This window comes from Serratia sp. root2 (assembly GCF_031931805.1).
GTDB lineage: Bacteria > Pseudomonadota > Gammaproteobacteria > Enterobacterales > Enterobacteriaceae > Serratia > Serratia inhibens.
This window is the reverse complement of record NZ_JAUJXB010000003.1, coordinates 251,462-273,144: the sequence shown is the minus strand read 5'-3', so window position 1 is coordinate 273,144 and position 21,683 is coordinate 251,462. Positions and strand designations below refer to the sequence as shown.

The following is a 21,683-nucleotide window of genomic DNA, read 5'->3' as shown; positions in this document are numbered from 1 at the left end:
TGCCGCAATAGTGAGCAACCGCCCCCGTGACCGCAAAGTAACTTACTGCCATCGCTGGTGAAATTTGTATTTTAGCCAAGATTTATCCTAGTATAGAGAGGCGAAATGCAATCACCATAAACTAGGTTTCTACAAGGACATAGACAATGAAAGTATGGAATAAAGTGCTTTTGGCCTCAATCATTGGGCTGTTGGTTGCCGGTTGTGATGATTCATCCAAAGTCGACGCCAATCTTGAGAAAGCCAAAGACAGCGCAGAACAGATGAAAGACGCCGCACAGAAAAAAGCGGACGATCTGACCGATAAAGCGGAAGCCGCCGCCAAAGACATCAAAAAAGAGGCATCCACTCAGGCTGACCAGCTTAAAGACAAGGCTTCAGCCATTAAAGACGACGCATCCAAACAAGCGGAAGCGATCACCAATGATGCCAAGGCCAAGGCCGATGCCATCAAGGATGACGCAACCCAACAAAGCCAACAGCTGGTCGAGCAAGCTAAATCCATTAAAAGCGATGCCATTAGTGGTGCCAAGGATCTGACCGAACAGGCCAAGGCGAAAACAGAAGCCATTAAAAACAGCGCAGAGAACAAAGCGGAAGAATTAAAAAATGACGCCAACGCCGTGGCGACAGAAAATACTCCGCCAGCCAAGCAGCAGTAATAAAAATCGAGTTTCAAAAGCAAAGTAAGGAGCAGTAAATGGGTATTATTTCCTGGATTATCTTCGGTCTCATCGCCGGTATTTTAGCCAAGTGGATCATGCCAGGCAAAGACGGTGGCGGTTTTATTCTGACCATCGTGTTGGGTATTGTCGGCGCCGTGGTCGGTGGCTACATCAGCACCTTCTTTGGTTATGGCAGAGTTGACGGTTTCAATTTCGGCAGCTTCGTGGTGGCGGTGATCGGCGCTATCGTGGTGCTGTTCGTTTACCGTAAAATCCGCAGTTAACGGATTACTCATTAACGAAACGGGCAGCCCTTTGGCTGCCCGTTTTTATTTACTTCCGTTGTGCCGATTCATCCGGCGCTTCGATCACCTCTTCTTCCTTGCGATACAGGCTGATGACCTTGAACAGCAGGCTGAGGCCGATACCGACGATAGTCGCCAGCGCCATACCCTTCAGCTCCGCCGCGCCGATATGCACCTTGGCGCCGCTAACGCCGATAATCAGGATCACCGAAGTCAGGATCAGGTTCTGCGCCTTGTTGTAATCCACTTTGGATTCAATCAGCACACGAATGCCGGAAGCGCCTATCACCCCGTACAACAACAGTGACACACCGCCCATCACCGGCACGGGCACCGCCTGGATGGCTGCCGCCAGCTTGCCGACGCAGGAAAGCAGAATAGCCAGAATGGCCGCGCCACCGATCACCCAGGTACTGTAAACCTTGGTGATGGCCATCACGCCGATATTCTCGCCGTAGGTGGTGTTCGGCGTTGAACCGAAGAAACCGGAAATCACCGTCGAGATGCCGTTGGCAAACATCGAGCGATGCAGGCCCGGATCGCGGATCAGGTCTTTCTTCACGATATTGGCGGTCACGACCAGGTGCCCAACGTGCTCGGCGATCACCACCAGCGCCGCCGGCAAGATGGTGAAGATGGCGAACCATTCAAAACGCGGGGTATAGAAGGTCGGCAGCGCAAACCAGTGCGCCTCGCGGATCGGGGTCAAATCCACCACCCCCATAAAGAACGACAGCGTATACCCCACCAGCACGCCAATCAGGATCGGGATAATCGCCAGAAAACCGCGGAACAGCACCGAGCCCAGGATTGTCACGCCCAGCGTCACCAGTGAAATGGTTACGGTAGTGGGATCCGCATTGGTGCCGTCGGCCGGCAACAGGCCTGCCATATTGGCCGCCACACCCGCCAGCTCCAGACCGATAACCGCAACAATGGCCCCCATCGCCGCCGGCGGGAACATCACATCCAGCCAGCCGGTGCCGGCTTTTTTGACGATCAGCGCCACCAGGCAAAACAGCACGCCGCACATGATGAAACCGCCCAGCGCCACCTCATAACCCAGCGGCAACAGCAGCAGCACCGGTGAGATAAACGCAAAGCTGGAACCGAGATAGGCCGGGATCTTGCCCTTGCAGATAAACAGATACAGCAGCGTGCCGACGCCGTTGAACAGCAGCACCGTCGCCGGGTTGATCTTGAACAGGATAGGCACCAGCACGGTAGCGCCAAACATGGCGAAAAGATGCTGGAAGCTGAGTGGAATGGTCTGCAGTAGCGGCGGGCGTTCGCTGACGCCAATGACGCGACGGGTCATGTGTGCTTTCCTTTAATCGTTATTGGTTATGCAAGCTTAGTTATCTATGCTCAATGAATTTCAAGTTACAGCCAGGCGGCCAAGGCAACAACACTGTCGCTTGAAAGACGAAGAGCATAAAAAAGCCGACTCATTAAGTCGGCTAAATTTCTTACTTGGTACCAAATATCTTGTCGCCGGCATCACCCAGGCCCGGCACGATATACCCTTTCTCGTTCAGACATTGGTCGATGGAGGCCGTGTACAGCTCGACGTCCGGATGCGCTTTCTCCAGCGCGGCGATCCCTTCCGGCGCCGCAACCAGCACCAGCACCTTGATGCTGTTGCAGCCGGCTTTCTTCAGCAGATCGATAGTGGCGATCATCGAACCGCCGGTGGCCAGCATCGGGTCAACAACCAGCGCCAAACGCTCTTCGATATTGGAAACCAGTTTTTGGAAATACGGCACCGGTTCCAGGGTTTCTTCGTCACGGTAAACGCCAACCACGCTGATACGCGCGCTCGGGACGTGCTCCAGCACCCCTTCCATCATGCCCAGACCTGCACGCAGGATCGGCACAACGGTAATTTTTTTCCCTTTAATCTGGTCTATTTCAACCGGCCCACACCAACCTTCGATGGTGACTTTTTCCGTCTCCAGATCGGCGGTCGCTTCATAGGTCAGCAAACTACCCACTTCAGAGGCCAGCTCACGGAAGCGTTTGGTGCTGATGTCATTTTCACGCATCAGACCAAGCTTGTGTTTCACCAGCGGGTGTTTCACCTCAACGATCTTCATCATTTTTCTCCTATTAAGGTGGTTGACGGCCAAAAAAATCGCGGGATTATAACTCCTTTTGCCGGTCACGCCACCCACAATAGCCCGATCGGGATCAACAAAAGTTTGAATAGCAGTATAGATGACGAAAAAGCGGAGCTGGTTCACAAGCCACTCGCAAACGTTTGCCTGCGCTGTTAGAATTGCCGCGCCTTATTCCGGTATCAACGCCGGATGCACCGTATTCAAACCGCAAACCGTCGTGGGGATCGCGCAGTGACCGACAAAACCTCTCTCAGCTATAAAGACGCAGGTGTCGATATCGATGCTGGCAATGCATTGGTAGACCGCATCAAAGGTGTAGTTAAACAGACCCGCCGCCCGGAAGTGATGGGTGGTCTGGGCGGTTTTGGCGCCCTGTGTGCGTTGCCGCAGAAATACCGCGAGCCGATCCTGGTTTCCGGTACCGACGGCGTAGGCACCAAGCTGCGTCTGGCGATGGACCTGAAACGCCACGACACCATCGGCATCGATCTGGTTGCAATGTGTGTGAACGACCTGGTGGTACAGGGCGCTGAGCCGCTGTTCTTCCTGGATTACTTTGCCACCGGCAAACTGGACGTGGACACTGCGGCCAGCGTCATCACCGGCATCGCCGAAGGCTGCAAGCAGTCCGGCTGTGCGTTGGTGGGCGGTGAAACCGCCGAAATGCCGGGTATGTACCACGGCGAAGATTACGATGTGGCCGGCTTTTGCGTCGGTGTGGTCGAAAAATCCGAAATCATCGACGGCAGCAAAGTGCAGTCCGGTGACGCACTGATCGCGCTGGGCGCTTCCGGCCCGCACTCCAACGGCTACTCGCTGGTGCGTAAAATCCTGGAAGTCAGCAACACCGATCCAACCACCACCGATCTGGAAGGCAAACCGCTGGCTGACCACCTGCTGGAGCCAACCAAGATTTACGTGAAATCGGTACTGGAACTGATCGAGAAAATCGACGTGCACGCTATCGCTCACCTGACCGGCGGCGGCTTCTGGGAAAATATCCCGCGCGTGCTGCCGGAAGGCATGCAGGCGGTGATCGACGAATCAAGCTGGCAGTGGCCGGCGGTATTCAGCTGGCTGCAGCAGGCCGGTAACGTCAGCCGCCACGAAATGTACCGCACCTTTAACTGTGGTGTGGGCATGGTGATCGCACTGCCGGAAGAATCCGTTGAGCAAGCCATCGCATTGTTGACCGCAGCCGGTGAAAAAGCGTGGAAGATCGGTAAACTGACCGCTTCTTCCGACGAACAACAAGTGGTCATCAACTGATGAAAAAGATCGTGGTGTTGGTCTCCGGCCAGGGGAGCAATCTCCAGGCACTGATTGACGCCTGCCAGCAGGGCCGGATTGCCGCCGAGATTGTGGCGGTGTTCAGCAACAAGGCGCAGGCTTACGGCCTGCAACGCGCAGAAGCGGCAGGCATTGCCGCCCATGCGCTGGATGCCAAGGCCTTTGCCGACCGCGCGGCGTTTGACGCTGCGCTGGCGGATGCCATCGACCGGTACCAGCCGGATCTGGTGGTGCTGGCCGGCTATATGCGCATTCTCAGCCCGCAGTTCGTGCAGCGCTATGCAGGCCGCATGCTGAATATCCACCCTTCCCTGCTGCCGAAATACCCTGGGCTGCATACTCACCGCCAGGCCATCGACAACGGTGACAGCGAACACGGCACCTCGGTGCACTTCGTGACCGAACAGCTCGACGGCGGCCCGGTGATCCTGCAGGCCAAGGTACCGATTTTCCCCGGCGACGAGGAAGACGAGGTGGTTGAACGGGTGCAAACCCAGGAACACACCATTTACCCGCTGGTAGTGAACTGGTTTGCCGAAGGCCGGCTGGCAATGCGCGATAACGCCGCCTGGCTGGACGGCGAACGCCTACCGGAGCAGGGCCACGCCGCCGACTGATGGCGCAACCTGAACCCCCGCTAAACGGCGCCCCTCACGGCGCCGTTTTTTTTCGCCGCAATGCCGGCCCTGAAGTTATACTTTGCGCAATTTCACGACATAGAGGAATAAACATGTCCAGCACTACCAGCGTCAGGCTACGTCCATTGGAACGGGATGATCTGGCGTTCGTCCACCAGATGGACAACAACGCCAGCGTGATGCGCTATTGGTTTGAAGAACCTTACGAAGCCTTTGTCGAACTTTCCGATCTCTACGACAAACACATCCACGATCAGAGCGAACGGCGTTTTATCATCGCCCACGAAGGTGCCAAGGTCGGGCTGGTGGAACTGGTGGAGATCGACCACATCCACCGCCGCGCAGAATTCCAGATCATCATCGATCCGGCCCATCAGGGCAAAGGCTACGCGAGCACCGCCGCCAAGCTGGCGATGGATTACGGCTTCTCGGTGCTGAACCTGTACAAGCTGTACCTGATCGTCGACAAAGAAAACCCGAAGGCGATCCACATCTACAGCAAGCTGGGCTTCGAAGTGGAAGGCGAACTGATTGACGAATTCTTCGTCAACGGCGAATACCGCACCGTGCTGCGCATGTGCATCTTCCAGCCGCAGTATCTGGCGAAGTTTAAAACCCCTGGCGATAAGCCGCTGGTGAAGTGACGATTATCGAGAAAAAAGAGAAAACCCGCGCAGGCGGGTTTTTTATTGTGGTGACTGTATTATGTTTTCACCCTGCATAATAAAAAATGACATATGAAAGAAGTTTAGTGCTATAACGATATGCCTCATCATATTTTTCGATAGTCAGATTAAAACATGGAAATAACAAAATAAGAGGGACAAATACATGGGTAAAATATCAATCCTACTTATTTTTATCGGTCTAATTCTTTTTGCGATTGCGTTATCCCTGAATCTTTACGGCAGTTATGCCGCCAACCATGCAAACGGCTCTCCCGTGTTTTCCGCACATTGGTGGGCGCGCTGGTTTCCGCTTTACGCCTCGGGAGCCGCTTTGCTGTTTGTTGGGTTGGTATTGCGGCTGACCGGTAAAGCTCGTTAAAGGCCATATGCTGCTCTGGCCCGTACGGGTTATTTATCTTTCTTGCCCATCATGCGCGTCAACCACCCACGCTGCGGCTTTTTGACCGGCGGCAAATCGACCACGGTCTGCAAGGCGGTATCGGGTACGCTCTCCTGCGCCACAACGTTCCGCTCATGCCGGCAACGCGCCTCATACGCCGCTTCGCTTTGGCACAGGTGGGGCTGCCAGCTCAGCCAGAAAGCCTTGGCACGCCGCAGGGATTCCCATTCATTAATCGTCCAGGCCACGACGAGCAACGCCATTATCAAATAGGCAAAAAAGAAGAATAAAAACCAAAAGGTGTTGCTGGCAGTGGCTGCGCTTTCCCCCAACGGGGGCACGGTGATGGAAAAACCGTAGACGATAGCCAACGCACTGGCTATCAGGAAGAACAGCACAGAAAGGTGCTGATGGCACAGCCGGCGGTCATCCAGGGTAAATGCTTCGTCCCTGATAGCGGTGAGTGAAGTGCGACGCAAGAAGCAGTTCAGCGCAAGGTCGCTCAATGCCACCGGCGCGCGACCCAGATAGTCCACCAGTTGATGCGCCACCCATACCGGCAAGCGGATCCCAATGCTTTCATATAGCGCCTTGATTTGCAGCAGCGTCATTCCATCCTGCGGCCTATCCCGAAGCGCCTGGATGCGGGACAGAACCGACAGACGTTTCACGTCGCTGACCCGGTCAAACCGGCCATTTCTTCGGGCGTCATATCTCTTTAACCAACGAGAAAACCACCATGCCACCGCAGAAATCAGCATTGGCAATAACAAGAGAGATATTTCTTTAATATAATTATCATCAATACTCATGCTTATACCTTCCTTATATAAATAGGCATCCATTTATCGACCACGAAAATGCAAATTATAATAAAAATCAATGATTGATGTGATAGGCAACAAAAAAATATATATGGCACACCAAGAACCCGAGTTTTGGCAAGCACCACTTGTATAACATTAATAAAGCAGAGACCGTAATAAATATAAAAAATCTTTTTATTCAGATGGCGAATCATGCCTGCTGAGTTTTATCTTAGTCAGCGGCGAAAACCAACCGGTTTTCGCCGCCGAGCATCAACCGTAACGCCCGGTAATATAATCCTCGGTGCGGCGCTGGCGCGGTGAAGTAAAGATATCGTCGGTCGCGTTGTATTCCACAAGTTGCCCCTGGTGAATAAACGCCGTGTAATCGGACACCCGCGCCGCCTGCTGCATGTTGTGCGTCACCAGCACCACGCTGTACTGCTGTTTCAGCGCGGAGATCAGCTCTTCGATGGTCAGGGTGGAGATCGGATCCAACGCCGAGGTCGGTTCATCGAGCAACAAGACTTCCGGCTCAATGGCTATCGCCCGCGCAATCACCAACCTCTGCTGCTGGCCGCTGGAAAGGCGGAACGCATTCTCGCGCAACCGATCCTTGACCTCATGCCACAGCGCTGCGGCGCGCAGCGAACGTTCCACCGCCTCGTCCAGGATCCGCCGGTCGCGCACGCCCTGTAGCCGCAGGCCATAAACCACGTTTTCATAAATCGACTTCGGGAACGGATTAGGGCGCTGGAACACCATACCGACCCGCCGCCGCAGCGCCGCCACGTCGATCTGCGTGCCGGAAATGCCCTGCCCGTTGAGTTGCAGCTCACCTTCGATCCGGCAGTTATCCACCAAATCGTTCATGCGGTTAAAACAACGCAGCAGCGTCGACTTACCGCAGCCGGAAGGGCCGATCAGCGCCGTAACGCGGTGCTTAGGAATACGCAGCGAAATATTGTGCAGTACCTGTTTCTCGCCATAAAACAGGTTGAGGCCGTTCACCGCCAACGCGGTATGTTCATCATCAAGATGCTGGACATCCAGCCGGGGCAAACTGCCTGGCGTCATCAAACCCATTACGCACTCCCCAGAAATAACGTCATTGTTACTGCGACCATGCTCTGTACCGCTCCCTCAACGAATGGCGGATGCCCATCGCCGCCAGATTCAACCCCACCACAATCGCCACCAGCAGAAACGCCGTGGCGAACACCAGCGGCCGGGCGGCTTCCACGCTCGGGCTCTGGAAAGCCATATCGTAAATCTGGAAGCTCAGATGCATAAACTTCCGCTCCAGATGCAAATACGGGAAAATATCGTCCACCGGCAGCACCGGCACGGATTTCACCACACCCACCAGCATCAGCGGCGCAGTTTCACCGGCGGCGCGCGCCACCGCCAGGATCAGGCCGGTCATCATCGCCGGCGCGGCCATCGGCAGAACGATGCGCCACAGCGTTTCCGCGCGGCTGGCGCCTAATGCCAAGGATCCCTGGCGCAGCGTAGCGGGAATGCGCGACAGCCCTTCTTCGGTAGCCACGATCACCACCGGCAGCGTCAATAACGCCAGCGTCAACGCCGCCCACAGCACGCCGGGCGTACCGAAGGTCGGGTTGGGCAGCGACTCCGGGTAAAACAGCTGATCGAGGGTGCCGCCAATCATATAAACGAAGAAACCCAGGCCAAACACGCCGTAAACAATCGACGGCACGCCGGCCAGATTGACCACCGCAATGCGGATCAGCCGTGTCAGCAGATTATTGCCGGCGTATTCGTGCAGATAAACGGCGGCGATCACGCCAAACGGCATCACCACTATCGACATCAGGATCACCATCAGCACGGTGCCGAAAATCGCCGGGAACACGCCGCCTTCCGTATTGGCCTCACGCGGGCTGTCGCTGAGGAATTTCTTCACCTGCTCGGCCCAGTGCACCAGCTTTTGCGTCGTGTTCATCGCATTGGGATACCAGGCATCGCGCACCTGGCTGAGCGCAATGGTATGAACCTGCCCGTGCATGTCACGCAACAACAACGCATCGCGCTGGCGATCGCGGTTTAGCCCTTCCAGCCGGTCAGACAATTGCCGATACTGGCGTTGCAACTCCAGCCTTTCAGCCTTGATGGACGCCTGGGAACGCGCGTCCAGCTTGTCATCGCGCTGCAGGCTCTTTTCGCGCAGGCGCAGCGTATCGAACCTTTGGTTGATGCGCGCCATATCGCGAAATTGAATGTCATGCGCCTGCCGCGAAAGCGCGGCAATTTGCGGCAAACGCTGCTGCAGCGCCTGGTTGATATTGCGTCCGGTCAAAGGTTGACCATCTTCCAGCATCCCCGCCAAATAGCCATAAGCGGTGCCATTGCTATTGCGCTCCAGCACCAGCAGATCGCGCGGTGTACTCTGCCGCAGAATATCGCTGGCCAGCAGCGTGCGGAAATCCTGCCCTTCGCTCTCGCGGTTGCCGACTTTGATCAGATAGCGTTCGAAGCTCTGTGTATTCCCCGGCGGCAGCGCAACGCCGGACTCCTGCAACTGCCGGCGAGGAATGCTCTGCTGCTGGTACAGCTCGCCGATCATCATCACCGGGCCGGCCGCGCTCTGATTCAGCTCAAACTGGTACACCGGGCTGGGCCAGAAATAGCGCATCCCCTGCCCGGCCAGCAACAGCATGATGCCGATCAACGCCAGCAGGCTGACGGTCACCGAACCGGCGGTCAGCCAGATCCACGGCGAGCCGCTCCTCACCCAACGCTTCATGGCGCCTCCTGATTGAGGGTGTAGCGTTTACGCAGACGCAGACGAATCGCCTCCGCCAGCGTATTGAACACGAAGGTGAAAATAAACAGCACCAGCGCGGTAAGGAACAGCACCCGGTAATGGCTGCTGCCGGCTACCGCCTCGGGCATTTCTATCGCGATATTGGCCGCCAGCGCGCGCAAGCCCTGGAACAGGCTGCCGTCGATAATCGGCGTATTGCCGGTGGCCATCAACACAATCATGGTCTCGCCCACCGCACGGCCAAACCCTATCATCAGCGCCGAGAAAATACCGGCGCTGGCCGAAGGCAGCACCACCCGCATCACGGTTTGCCACTGGGTCGCCCCCAACGCCAGCGATCCCTGACTGAGCGTGGCCGGTACGCTGAACAAGGCATCTTCCGCCAATGAGAAGATAATCGGCACCAGCGCAAATCCCATCGCCACGCCGACCACCAACGCATTGCGCTGGTCATAATCATCGCCCAGCCAGAAATGCAGCGGTTCACCAAAGAGTTTCACTTCCAGCCAGGGTCCAACGCTGAACGCCAGCCAGATAGATAACAGCATCAGCGGCAGCAAGATCAGCAGATCGAAACCTGGCGGTAGCCGCCGCGGCGCAAACCGGTTCACCAATGCGCCACAGGCCAATACCGCCACCGCCAGCAGCACCGGCAGCGACAGCACCGCCAGCAAATAATGCTCAATCACCGGAGCCAGCCAGATGCCGGCCACCAGCCCGATAACCACCGTAGGCAGCGCTCCCATCACCTCGATAGCGGGCTTGATCACCCGCCGCAGCCCGGGCGACATGAAATAAGCGGTGTAAATCGCTCCGGCCAGCGCCAGCGGGATAGCGAACAGCATCGCGTAACTCGCCGCCTTGAAGGTGCCAAAAATCACCGGCATCAGGCTGAATTTGGCCTGATAGCTGTCCTCACCGGAGGTCGATTGCCACACGTAGGCCGGCTCGGGGTAATTCTCATACCACACCTTGTGCCACAGCGAACGCCAGGTCACGTCTGGGTAAGGGTTATCAATCGCATAATGCTGCCAGCCTTGCGCCGTTTCCAGCAGCAGGCCGTCGCCGCTCGGGGCAAATGCCATCTGCTGAACGCCGCTGCTCAGCCTGCCGTTGAGCAACGGCTGCGGCTGAATGCTCGAGAACAGCGAGAAACCGCCATCGGGACGCAGGGTAGCGAATACCCGGCGATAAGGCTCGGCCACCAGCAAATCCTGCGGTTCGGCACTGTGCTCGAAATGCTGTACCGGCGTCAGTTGCCAGCGTTGATTCTTTTCCACGTCGAACCATTCGCGCACGCTGCCGTCGGCCGCTTCGATCAACAGCGCACTGCCGCCGGGCAACGCCGTCAACTGATAAGGGGAATGCTCGCCGAGGGTGCGCGTTTCTTTCAGTTGCAGCTGGGTGTCGTTAATCTGGTAGCGCGCCAGACGGTTACCCGCCAGCAGGTACAGCTGGCGCCCGTCAGGGGTCAGCACAATCTGCTGCGGTGCACTGTCCAGCGCGCTTTCGCTCAGCTGCGGCGAGTAATCGTTACCGAAACGGCCAAACACCAAACGGTTATCATCGGTGACGCCGGCCAGCAAGTACTGGCCGCGCCGCGCCTCGGCCAGCGTCAGAAGCGTCAACGGTCGGCCCCGTCGATCCAGCGCCTGCGGCCGTTGCCCGAGCGGAAATGCCCACTGCGGCACCGCCGATCCCGCCGCGGCGAAGTCCGCGCTGGCGACAATAAACCGGCCATCGGCCTGCGCCAAAGCAAACAGGTCGCGTTCGCCTGCGGCCTGGGTGAGCAACGCCGGCTTGACCAGCAGCGGTTGTTGCGCCAGCGGTTCGCCGGCCCCAACGCCCTCTTGCGGCGTCAGGCTGTAAAACTGGCCCACGCCCTGCGCGTCAATGCGATAACCGATGCGCTGCTGCACATCCATGCCCAACGCCAGCGCCGGTGCTGCCGCGCCAATCGTCAACGGCTGCGCCTTGCTCATCGCTGCAGGTTTGAACAGCGGCAGCACCGCAAACAGCAGGTAAACGAAGATCAGCATGAGCGTCATCAGCACCAGCAACCCGCTGACGGTCACCGCCGCCTGCACGCTACGGTCGATGCGCGCGCGCAGGCGATCCCGGGGATGTTGGTTTACCGTAGTCTGTGCCATGTCTCTCGCTGTCGCTGATGTGATCAGGCTTACGCCATAGAATAACCGGGCATCTTATGTCAGTTTTATGACGTTTGCATGACAAAGTTACCCATCAATCAATTGGATTATTTCGCTAACCATGGACACTATATACTACATATATTGCTGAAAATTATGGCAATACCGGTCATATAGCAAAGTATAACGACTCATCATCGCTATTTTATGTCGAGCAATATTGACCAGTGGCTTCACCGCGGCAAAAATATTTTTTATACCGCAAAATGCCCCGCGCCAACGCAATGGATATGTTGGACTTTCCTGTCAATCTCTCGCAATAATGATCAAGGACAATAGGCTGTGTCCCGAAACAGGTCGTGGCAACGCTGCAGACCCAAAAGCCGGTAATCGAGGCACAGGGTATCGAGCATAACGGGCCTGGGTTCAAGCCCGGCAACGCAGAGTACGGGCTTTTGGGGCGCGTCCCGGGTCCTTTTCTAAAATTGAACTGGAGTGGCAATGGGTCAGGAAAAGCTCTACATCGAAAAAGAATTAAGCTGGTTATCCTTTAATGAACGCGTGTTGCAGGAAGCCGCAGATAAGAGCAATCCCCTGATTGAGCGCATGCGTTTTCTGGGCATATATTCCAATAACCTCGACGAGTTCTATAAGGTCCGCTTTGCCGATCTCAAACGACGTATCCTGATCAGCGAAGAGCAAGGGTCCGGCGGCGCTTCACGCCATTTACTGAAGAAGATCCAGGCCAAGGTATTAAAAACCGATCAGGAATTCGACAGCCTGTATAACGATCTGCTGCTGGAAATGGCGCGCAACCAGATCTTCTTGATCAACGAACGTCAGGTGTCGGAGAACCAGCAGGCCTGGTTGCGCCAATACTTCAAACAGCATCTTCGCCAACACATCACCCCGATCCTGATCAACCACGACACCAATCTGGTGCAGTTCCTGAAAGACGATTACACCTATCTGGCGGTAGAGATTATCCGCGGTACGCGCATCGAATATGCGCTGCTGGAGATCCCGTCCGATAAAGTGCCGCGCTTCGTCAACCTGCCGCCGGAAGCGCCGCGCCGCCGCAAGCCGATGATCTTGCTGGACAACATTCTGCGTTACTGCCTGGACGATATCTTCAAGGGCTTCTTCGACTACGATGCGCTCAACGCCTATTCGATGAAAATGACGCGCGACGCCGAATATGACCTGGTGACAGAAATGGAATCCAGCCTGCTGGAACTGATGTCCTCCAGCCTGAAACAACGCCTCACCGCCGAGCCGGTGCGCTTCGTCTATCAGCGCGACATGCCGAACGAAATGGTGGAACTGCTGCGCGGCAAGCTTGGCATCTCCAACTATGATTCGGTGATCGCCGGCGGTCGTTACCATAACTTTAAAGACTTCATCGGCTTCCCGAACGTCGGTAAGGCCAACCTGGTCAATAAGCCGCTGCCGCGCCTGCGCCATATCTGGTTCGATAAATTCCGCAACGGCTTTGACGCCATCCGCGAACAGGACGTGCTGCTCTACTACCCATACCATACCTTTGAGCATGTGCTGGAGCTGGTGCGCCAGGCTTCGTTCGACCCCAGCGTGCTGGCGATCAAAATCAATATTTACCGCGTAGCGAAAGACTCGCGCATTATCGAATCGATGATCCACGCCGCGCACAACGGCAAAAAGGTCACTGTGGTGGTGGAACTGCAGGCGCGCTTTGATGAAGAAGCCAATATCCACTGGGCCAAGCGCCTGACCGAAGCCGGCGTGCACGTGATCTTCTCTGCGCCAGGGCTGAAAATTCACGCCAAACTGTTCCTGATCTCGCGCCGTGAAGGCGACGATATTGTGCGCTATGCTCATATCGGCACCGGTAACTTTAACGAGAAAACCGCGCGCATTTACACCGACTATTCATTGCTGACAGCCGATTCGCGCATCACCAATGAAGTGCGCCGGGTGTTCAACTTTATCGAGAACCCGTACCGGCCGGTCACCTTCGACAACCTGATGGTGTCGCCGCAAAACTCGCGCCTGAAATTGTACGAATTGATCGACCAGGAAATCGCCAACGCCCAGGCCGGGCATTCGGCCGGCATTATGCTGAAAATCAATAATCTGGTGGATAAAGGGCTGGTAGATCGGTTATATACCGCCTCCGGCGCTGGCGTAAAAATCCGCCTGTTGGTCCGGGGTATGTGTTCTTTGATTCCCAACCTGCCGGGGATCAGTGACAATATTCAGATAATCAGCATCGTCGACCGTTATCTGGAACACGATCGGGTTTACGTTTTCGACAACAAAGGTGACAAACTGGTCTATCTGTCCTCTGCCGACTGGATGACCCGTAACATAGATTACCGTATAGAAGTGGCGGTCTCGCTGTTGGATCCAACGCTGAAACAACGGGTTCTGGATATTCTGGAAATCCTGTTCAGCGACACGGTCAAGGCCCGTTACCTCGATAAAGAACTGAGCAACCAGTACGTACCGCGCGGCAACCGCCGTAAAGTGCGCGCTCAGGTTGCCATTTATGAGTATTTAAAAGCTCTGGAACAACCAGGACAGTAGGCCAGCCACTATGCCGCTAAAAAGCACTGCAACGAACAAACCGCAGGAAATCGCTGCCATCGACCTTGGGTCGAACAGCTTCCACATGGTGATCGCCCGCGTCGTCAACGGCGCCTTACAGGTGTTGGGCCGTTTAAAACAGCGGGTCCACCTCGCCGATGGATTGGACAGCAACAACGTGCTCAGTGAAGAGGCAATAGAACGCGGCCTTGCCTGCCTGGCGCTGTTCGCCGAACGGCTGCAAGGCTTCCCGGCGGATAACGTCACCATCGTCGGCACCCATACTTTACGCCAGGCGGTTAACGCGGAAGTGTTCCTCAAACGCGCGGCCAAAGTGATCCCCTATCCGATTGAAATCATCGCCGGGCAGGAAGAGGCGCGCCTGATCTTTATGGGCGTTGAGCACACGCAGCCGGAAAAAGGCCGCAAGCTGGTGATCGACATTGGCGGCGGCTCCACCGAGTTGGTGATCGGCGAAGATTTTGAACCGCTGCTGGCGGAAAGCCGCCGCATGGGTTGCGTCAGCTTCGCACAGCAGTTCTTCCCCGGCGGTGAAATCAGCAAAAACAACTTCAAGCGCGCACGCCTCGCGGCGGCGCAGAAGCTCGAGACCCTGGCCTGGCAATACCGCATTCAGGGCTGGCAGTATGCACTTGGCGCGTCCGGCACCATCAAGGCCGCACATGAAGTGCTGGTGGAAATGGGTGAAAAAGACGGCCTGATCACCCTGGAGCGGCTGGAGATACTGGCGGAACAGGTGCTGCAGTTTAAAAATTTCAGCGCACTGAGCCTGCCGGGACTATCCGAAGACCGTCAGTCGGTGTTTGTACCGGGTCTGGCGATCTTGTGCGGTGTGTTCGATGCGCTGGCGATCCGCGATCTGCGCCTTTCCGACGGCGCACTGCGCGAAGGCGTGTTGTACGAAATGGAAGGCCGTTTCCGCCATCAGGATATCCGCAGCCGCACCGCCAAAAGCCTGGCCGATCACTACAATATTGACCGTGAACAGGCCAAACGGGTGCTGGAAACCACCGAGCTGCTGTATGCACAGTGGACGGCGCAAAACGCCAAGCTGGCGAATCCGCAATTGGAAGCGCTGTTGAAGTGGGCCGCGATGTTGCATGAAGTGGGATTGAGCATCAATCACAGTGGCATGCATCGCCACTCGGCCTATATTCTGCAGAACACCAACCTGCCGGGTTTCCATCAGGAACAGCAATTGCTGCTGGCGGCGCTGGTGCGTTTCCACCGCAAGGGCATCAAGCTCGAAGAGCTGCCGCGCCTGAACCTGTTCAAGAAAAAGTATTATCTGCCGCTGATCCAGTTGCTGCGCCTGGGCGCCCTGCTCAACAACCAGCGCCAGTCGACCACCACGCCAGAGACGTTGCGTTTGAGCACCGACGACAATCACTGGACGTTGCGCTTCCCGGCCGGCTATCTGGCGCAGAATAACCTGGTGCAGCTGGATTTCGAACGTGAACAAGCCTACTGGAACGACGTAGTGGGCTGGAAACTGATGATTGAAGAAGAAGGCTCGCAAGACGAGAAACGCTCAGCCTGAGTCCGTCGCCCCTGCCCTGCGGTGGGGGCGCGTTAAACCGCCGAAGCGGCTGAATCCCTATCCTAAACGACGATGAAATGCCAGGCGGCTTACGTCGGAAATAAATGGACAACTTTTGTCATCCCCTCCTAGAATTCCGGTTACAATTTCCAACACCAGATAGCACAGGAAACCGGCATGCCGGGTGATATATGCGTAAAAAAAACACCGGACAAATGACAAAGATAGTGCTGTTGATCAGCTTTATCATTTTAGTCGGCCGTCTGCTGTATGCCGCCGTGGTTGCGGTGCCCCATCATCAGGAAAAAAAGCTCGCCCCCGCTCAGAGCACCACGGAGATCCGCGAAGAAAACCGGGACGGCTCCCCCTGAAACGGCAAGCTGCCATCAACACGCAGGGCAACCGAATAGTTAAGCAGCCTGCCGCCGGCCAACGCCTGTTGGGTATGCCAGGCCCCTTACTTATTCCTCAGTGCCTGTATCCATTTCATAAAAATGACGCCTGCATTCACTATGTTCTATCTTGGGTAGAGATTGTCTGTGAGGACCACTGAGTGCCAGTAAGGAATACCATGTCAGTCGCAACGCATAACGTTAAAAAAGTCGCTGAATATCGCCAGCGCATTCTTTCACTGCTGTTAAACAATAAAGACCTGGTCGATGGTATTCTTGGTCGGCCAGGGGATGAAAATGCGCTCAGCAAAACCGACTTGCTGAACCAGACCGCCGAAATCACCGGCCTGCTGGACGACATGCACGCCGCTGACCTGGCGGACCTGCTGGAAGCCCTGCCGCAGGACGAACGCCTGGCGCTGTGGCGGTTGGTAGGCAACGGCAAGCGCGGCCAGACGCTGGTGGAAGTGGCCGAACCGGTGTGGGACAGCCTGATCGAAGAGATGAGCGATAAAGACCTGCTCAAGGCGATCAAAACGCTGGACGTCGATGAGCAGGCCTATCTGGCACAATATCTGCCGCGTAACCTGATGGGCCGCCTGTTGACCTCGCTCGAGCCGGATCAGCGCGCGCAGGTGCGTGAGATGATCCACTACGGCAAGGACACCGTCGGCTGGATGATGGATTTTGAGCTGGTCACGGTGCGTCCTGACGTTACGCTCGGCGCGGTACATCGTTTCCTGCGTCTGCGTAAAACCATCCCGGCGGCGACCGACAAACTCTTTGTCACCGATCGCAAGAATACCCTGCTGGGCGAGTTGCCGCTGACCGCCGTGCTGCTGAACGACCCGGAAACCCCGGTGCAGGAAGTGATGGACAGCGATCCCACCCGTTTCCTGCCGGAAGACAGAGCCGAGGCGGCGGCCAGCGCGTTCGAACGTTATGACCTGATCAGCGCCCCGGTGGTCGACGCCAAGGGCAAGCTGATGGGCCGCCTGACCATTGAAGAGATCGTTGACGTGGTCAACGAGGAAAGCGACACCACCCTGCGCCGCATGGGGGGCTTGAGCCCGGATGAGGATGTGTTTGCCCCGGTAATGAAAGCGGTAAAAACTCGCTGGGCGTGGCTGGCTATCAATCTGTGTACCGCGTTTATCGCCTCGCGCGTCATCGGCATGTTTGAACACACCATTTCGCAGTTGGTGGCGCTGGCGGCGTTGATGCCGATCGTCGCCGGTATCGGCGGTAACACCGGCAATCAGACCATCACCATGATCGTCCGCGCGCTGGCGCTGCACCAGATTGAAGTGGGCAACATTTCCCGCCTGATGTTGAGAGAGCTGGGGGTGGCGATTATCAACGGTGTCGTCTGGGGCGGTATTATGGGAGTGGTCACCTGGCTGCTGTACGGAGACTGGGCGATGGGTGGCGTGATGACGCTGGCAATGATCCTCAACCTGCTGGTGGCGGCGCTGATGGGGGTGGTGATCCCGATGACCATGATCAAGTTGGGCCGCGATCCGGCCGTGGGTTCCAGCGTCTTGATCACTGCGCTGACCGACACCGGCGGCTTCTTTATCTTCCTTGGCCTGGCTACGCTGTTCCTGCTTTGACCCTTTTATCGCCGGCGCCTGCGCCGGCTTTTGCGTTCGCTCACTAAAGCCATATGATTCGGTAGGTTTTATTACCGGGCTGTACTACCCTTTGCCACCTAGATCGTCTTATTCCCGCCGCAAAGTCCGATCTCCACCGACGAACCAATGCCTATCGCCTTTTTGGCCGCTCCCTGCCGATCTTTTTTGCTTAGCCAAGCTTGAGTTAATGGTATAACTAACGAGTAAAGATTAATCGTTTGAATAACATGACATCGCCAGGCGGCGATCAAAAACGCCAGTCCGGCTGTTTTACAAACCGTCTTTGTGCGCGATTGCCCAGGGATAATGGCTATGAAAAATGAGTGGTTCGCCGCCAGGGAGCTTACAGGCATTGCAGGATTACCCACCTCACCACAGGGAATAAATTTGAAGGCCCGGCGCGAAGGCTGGATCAGCCGCCGCCGGGAAGGCGTGCAAGGCAAAGCCGTGGAATACCATATCGACAGCCTGCCCATCGGCGCGCGCAGCTTGTTGACGCTGCAAGAGGAGCCCGCGGTTTACCAACTGGAACGCCAGCCACCGCTGGCTGTGTGGATTGAGTATTACTACCACCTGACGGCAAGCGAACGCGAAAAGCTGCTGAGCTTTCTGATGCGCGAAGGCATAAGCCGCCTGCTGGCGCTGATCCCCTCTGAAGAGTGACCCCTTACCCGGTAGTGTCCGTTAACGGCGCCCAGGCGTCGTTATGCCACAGATGCAGCGTGGCGTAGGACCGCCATGGCCGCCAGCGTTCGGCATAGCGTTCAATCTGGCGCGGCGTCATGCCGGGGAAGCGCTGTTTGATCAGGTAATCCCCCGCTAAAAATACGTCCGGCCATGACCAGGCGCGCATGGCGATGTAGCTCGCCGTCCAACTGCCTATACCCGGCAGCGCCGTCAGCGCCTTGATCCCCTGCTCAATATCCAGCACGTTATCTAACTGCAATCGCCCTTCGGTGACCGCTTGCGCAATGGCAATCAACGCCGCCGCGCGTTTGAGCTGTACCCCCAGCGGACGCAGATCGTCGGGCTGCAATTGAGCTATCCGTTCAGCACTGGGAAACACATGGGTAATGCCGCCATAAGGCTGTTCCAGCGGGGTGCCCCAACGTTCGGCCATGCGCCCGGCAAAGGTGGCCGCCATCTTCACGCTGACCAATTGCCCCAGCACCGCGCGGGTCGCCTGTTCGAAACTGTTGACGCAGCCAGGCAGCCGCAGGCCCGGCGCATCGGCGGCTAATGTCCCTAACGCATTGGCGATAAGATCCGGCGCAGCGTCCAAATCGAACAGTTGGCGAATACGCCGCAGTACCTCGGTGGTCGCCCGGCTCAGCGCCGGCGCAATTTCCACCCGCACACGGTTATGCGCCTCTTCCGGCTGCACGCTGACCCAGCCGCGATACTCCACCCCGCCCAGGGTGACGGAGATCGACCGGAAATACTGTTGACCCTGCACTTTTTCCACACCGCTCACCGCGCGCGTTTGTAAAAAGCCCAGCATGCGCGGCCAGTCATACGGTGGACGATAAGCCAGATGAAACACCAGCCCGCTGGCGACGGTACGCTCATTGCGGCCGCTGTTGCCGCGCAGCGCGGAGGGGATCAGCCGATAGCGCGCCTTGAACAATTCGTTAAACCGCCGCAGGCTGCCGAAACCGGCGGTAAACGCCACTTCGCTCAACGGCAGGTCGGTATCCGCCAGCAGCCGCTTGGCCTGCAACAACCGGTGCGACTGAGCGTAATCAATCGGGGATGCGCCAAACTGATCGGCAAAGATACGCCGCAGGTGGCGATCGGAAATCCCCAACCGCGTCGCCAGTTGCTCGCAGCTGTGTTCGGACAAATAGCCCTGTTCAATCAGTTGCACCGCCACCTGCGCATAGCGGTTGCCGAGGTCGATCAACGCCAATCCCGGCGCCAATTCCGGCCGGCACTTCAGGCAGGGGCGAAACCCCGCCAGCTCCGCCGCCGCCGCGCTGGGATAAAAAGTGCAGTTTTCGATTTTCGGCGTGCGGGCGCTGCACACCGGCCGGCAATAGATGCCGGTCGACGACACGCCGACGAAAAAGCGGCCGTCAAATTTGCGATCGCGCGCACTCAATGCGTCATACAGGGCCTGCTGCTGGTTTTTCATGGCAACGCTCGGGGTCAGTTTTTTGTTCATTATGCGGCTCGGCTGGCGCGTTGACGTGCGGGATTCGGACATCAAGACAGGAAGCCTAAGTTAAGCATAGCGGTGCCCGCCCCGCTAAATTTTTCGTCAGTTAAGCGCACGCACGTTGCCCGGGGGCCGGGACTCGGGTAAAGTCGCCCCCCTTCATTGGCATGGGGATTAGAGAAAAGACATGTTTATTGGATTCGATTACGGAACGGCCAACTGTTCCGTCGCAGTGATGCGTGACAACGGCCCCGAGCTGCTGACGCTGGAAAACAACGAACCTTACCTGCCGTCGATGCTGTGCGCACCGACGCGCGAAGCGGTGAGCGAATGTCTGCACCGCCACTGGCAGGTGCCGACCGGCAGCGAAGAAAATCAGCAGCTGCTGCGCCGGGCCATCAACTACAACCGCGAAGAAGACATTCCGGTCGGCAACGACAGCGTACAGTTTGGCCTGCAGGCACTGGCGCAGTACGTTGAAGATCCGGAAGAAGTCTATTTTGTCCGCTCGCCGAAATCCTTCCTCGGCGCCAACGGCCTGAAGCCGCAACAGATCGCACTGTTCGAGGATCTGGTGTGCGCCATGATGTTCCATATCAAACGCCAGGCGGAGAACGTGCTGCAGAGCAGCATCAGCCAGGCGGTGATTGGCCGCCCGATCAACTTCCAGGGCATCGGCGGTGAAGACGCCAACCGACAGGCGCAAGGCATTTTACAGCGCGCCGCCGAACGCGCCGGGTTTAAGGATATTGAATTCCAGTTCGAGCCGGTAGCGGCGGGTCTGGACTTCGAAGCCACGCTGGGCGAAGAGAAAACCGTGCTGGTGGTGGACATCGGCGGCGGCACCACCGACTGTTCGGTGTTGTTGATGGGGCCGCAATGGCGCGACCGCGCCGATCGCCAGCAAAGCCTGCTGGGGCACAGCGGTTGCCGCGTCGGCGGTAACGATCTGGACATCATGCTGGCGTTCAAACAGCTGATGCCGCTGTTCGGTATGGGCGGCGAAACCGAAAAGGGCATCGCCCTGCCCGCGCTGCCTTACTGGAACGCGGTGGCCACCAACGACGTGCCGGCGCAAATCGATTTCTACAGCGCCGCCAACGGCCGCATGCTGCGGGATCTGATCCGCGACGCCGCCGAGCCGGAAAAGGTCAAGCGCCTGCTGAAAGTGCATCAGCAGCGGCTGAGCTACCGTTTGGTGCGCGCGGCGGAGGAGAGTAAAATCGCCCTGTCCGCACAGCAAAACACCCGCGCGCCGCTGGCGTTCGTCCAACCGGAACTGGCAGAAACCATCAGCCAGGATCAGTTGGCCGAGGCTATCTCTCAGCCGCTGTTGCGCATTCAGGAGCAGGTCAGCGCCGCGCTGGCCAGCAGCCAGACCGCACCGGAGGTGATTTATCTCACCGGCGGCAGCGCACGCTCACCGCTGCTGCGCGCCGCACTGCAACAACAGCTGCCTGGCATTCCTATCGTCGGCGGCAATGACTTCGGCTCGGTCACCGCCGGGTTGGCGCGCTGGGCGCAAACGCTGTTCCGTTAATTG

19 protein-coding genes are annotated in these 21,683 nt (G+C 57.1%); 12 read left to right on the top strand and 7 right to left on the bottom strand.

Annotation, left to right across the window (positions count from 1 at the left end):
* Positions 1-146 precede the first annotated feature (146 nt).
* Positions 147-662 carry an E3 ubiquitin--protein ligase gene (locus QZQ97_RS17365; protein WP_311994457.1) on the top strand — a complete coding sequence of 172 codons (516 nt, stop codon included), beginning with the start codon at positions 147-149 and terminating at the stop codon, positions 660-662.
* 38 nt (positions 663-700) lie between these two features.
* A complete protein-coding gene (locus QZQ97_RS17360; RefSeq protein ID WP_006316897.1) occupies positions 701-949 on the top strand; it encodes a GlsB/YeaQ/YmgE family stress response membrane protein in 249 nt (82 codons plus the stop codon).
* A 49-nt stretch (positions 950-998) separates the two neighbouring features.
* Here the strand turns inward: QZQ97_RS17360 and uraA are convergent, their stop codons facing one another.
* Both uraA and upp read right to left on the bottom strand, forming a co-directional pair.
* A complete protein-coding gene (gene uraA / locus QZQ97_RS17355) occupies positions 999-2,288 on the bottom strand; it encodes a uracil permease (RefSeq protein WP_311994456.1) in 1,290 nt (429 codons plus the stop codon).
* A gap of 151 nt (positions 2,289-2,439) precedes the next feature.
* Positions 2,440-3,066 carry a uracil phosphoribosyltransferase gene (gene upp / locus QZQ97_RS17350; protein WP_006316899.1) on the bottom strand — a complete coding sequence of 209 codons (627 nt, stop codon included), beginning with the start codon at positions 3,064-3,066 and terminating at the stop codon, positions 2,440-2,442.
* A 255-nt stretch (positions 3,067-3,321) separates the two neighbouring features.
* On the opposite strand from upp, the gene purM reads away from it, so the two are divergent.
* From purM to QZQ97_RS17330, 4 genes are all read left to right on the top strand, one after another.
* A complete protein-coding gene (gene purM, locus QZQ97_RS17345) occupies positions 3,322-4,359 on the top strand; it encodes a phosphoribosylformylglycinamidine cyclo-ligase (protein WP_006316901.1) in 1,038 nt (345 codons plus the stop codon).
* Positions 4,359-4,997, top strand: a complete 639-nt coding sequence (gene purN / locus QZQ97_RS17340) for a phosphoribosylglycinamide formyltransferase (protein WP_006327217.1) — start codon at positions 4,359-4,361, stop codon at positions 4,995-4,997. The genes purM and purN overlap by 1 nt, the downstream gene beginning before the upstream one ends.
* A 113-nt stretch (positions 4,998-5,110) precedes the next feature.
* Positions 5,111-5,662: a spermidine N1-acetyltransferase gene (gene speG, locus QZQ97_RS17335; RefSeq protein WP_004951898.1), complete on the top strand. Its 552-nt coding sequence runs from the start codon at positions 5,111-5,113 to the stop codon at positions 5,660-5,662.
* Positions 5,663-5,849: 187 nt separating this feature from the next.
* The gene (locus QZQ97_RS17330; protein WP_311994455.1) at positions 5,850-6,065 is read left to right on the top strand and encodes a hypothetical protein; all 216 of its coding nucleotides are present in this window, start codon (positions 5,850-5,852) and stop codon (positions 6,063-6,065) included.
* Between the two features lie 29 nt (positions 6,066-6,094).
* Here QZQ97_RS17330 and QZQ97_RS17325 read toward each other — a convergent pair whose 3' ends face one another.
* The 4 genes from QZQ97_RS17325 to QZQ97_RS17310 all read right to left on the bottom strand — a co-directional run bounded on the left by QZQ97_RS17325 (position 6,095) and on the right by QZQ97_RS17310 (position 11,830).
* The gene (locus tag QZQ97_RS17325; RefSeq protein ID WP_311994454.1) at positions 6,095-6,931 is read right to left on the bottom strand and encodes a hypothetical protein; all 837 of its coding nucleotides are present in this window, start codon (positions 6,929-6,931) and stop codon (positions 6,095-6,097) included.
* A 234-nt stretch (positions 6,932-7,165) separates the two neighbouring features.
* Positions 7,166-7,978: a phosphate ABC transporter ATP-binding protein PstB gene (gene pstB / locus QZQ97_RS17320; RefSeq protein ID WP_006316912.1), complete on the bottom strand. Its 813-nt coding sequence runs from the start codon at positions 7,976-7,978 to the stop codon at positions 7,166-7,168.
* Positions 7,979-8,006: 28 nt separating this feature from the next.
* Positions 8,007-9,659, bottom strand: coding sequence for a phosphate ABC transporter permease PstA (gene pstA, locus QZQ97_RS17315; RefSeq protein WP_311994453.1), 1,653 nt, complete (start codon positions 9,657-9,659; stop codon positions 8,007-8,009).
* Positions 9,656-11,830: an ABC transporter permease subunit gene (locus QZQ97_RS17310; RefSeq protein WP_311994452.1), complete on the bottom strand. Its 2,175-nt coding sequence runs from the start codon at positions 11,828-11,830 to the stop codon at positions 9,656-9,658. Before QZQ97_RS17310 ends, pstA begins: the two co-directional genes overlap by 4 nt.
* A gap of 501 nt (positions 11,831-12,331) precedes the next feature.
* Here QZQ97_RS17310 and ppk1 point away from each other — a divergent pair.
* From ppk1 to QZQ97_RS17285, 5 genes are all read left to right on the top strand, one after another.
* The gene (ppk1, locus tag QZQ97_RS17305) at positions 12,332-14,395 is read left to right on the top strand and encodes a polyphosphate kinase 1 (RefSeq protein ID WP_311994451.1); all 2,064 of its coding nucleotides are present in this window, start codon (positions 12,332-12,334) and stop codon (positions 14,393-14,395) included.
* A 10-nt stretch (positions 14,396-14,405) separates the two neighbouring features.
* Positions 14,406-15,956 carry an exopolyphosphatase gene (ppx, locus tag QZQ97_RS17300; protein ID WP_311994450.1) on the top strand — a complete coding sequence of 517 codons (1,551 nt, stop codon included), beginning with the start codon at positions 14,406-14,408 and terminating at the stop codon, positions 15,954-15,956.
* 191 nt (positions 15,957-16,147) lie between these two features.
* The gene (locus QZQ97_RS17295) at positions 16,148-16,327 is read left to right on the top strand and encodes a YfgG family protein (protein WP_311994449.1); all 180 of its coding nucleotides are present in this window, start codon (positions 16,148-16,150) and stop codon (positions 16,325-16,327) included.
* Between the two features lie 200 nt (positions 16,328-16,527).
* Positions 16,528-17,961 carry a magnesium transporter gene (gene mgtE, locus QZQ97_RS17290; protein ID WP_311994448.1) on the top strand — a complete coding sequence of 478 codons (1,434 nt, stop codon included), beginning with the start codon at positions 16,528-16,530 and terminating at the stop codon, positions 17,959-17,961.
* A 333-nt stretch (positions 17,962-18,294) separates the two neighbouring features.
* Positions 18,295-18,645: a DNA-binding protein gene (locus QZQ97_RS17285; protein WP_311994447.1), complete on the top strand. Its 351-nt coding sequence runs from the start codon at positions 18,295-18,297 to the stop codon at positions 18,643-18,645.
* Positions 18,646-18,649: 4 nt separating this feature from the next.
* Here the strand turns inward: QZQ97_RS17285 and alkA are convergent, their stop codons facing one another.
* Positions 18,650-20,146 carry a DNA-3-methyladenine glycosylase 2 gene (gene alkA, locus QZQ97_RS17280; RefSeq protein ID WP_311994446.1) on the bottom strand — a complete coding sequence of 499 codons (1,497 nt, stop codon included), beginning with the start codon at positions 20,144-20,146 and terminating at the stop codon, positions 18,650-18,652.
* 181 nt (positions 20,147-20,327) lie between these two features.
* Between alkA and yegD the strand changes: the two genes are divergently transcribed.
* Positions 20,328-21,680, top strand: a complete 1,353-nt coding sequence (gene yegD, locus QZQ97_RS17275; protein ID WP_311994445.1) for a molecular chaperone — start codon at positions 20,328-20,330, stop codon at positions 21,678-21,680.
* Positions 21,681-21,683: the final 3 nt, after the last annotated feature.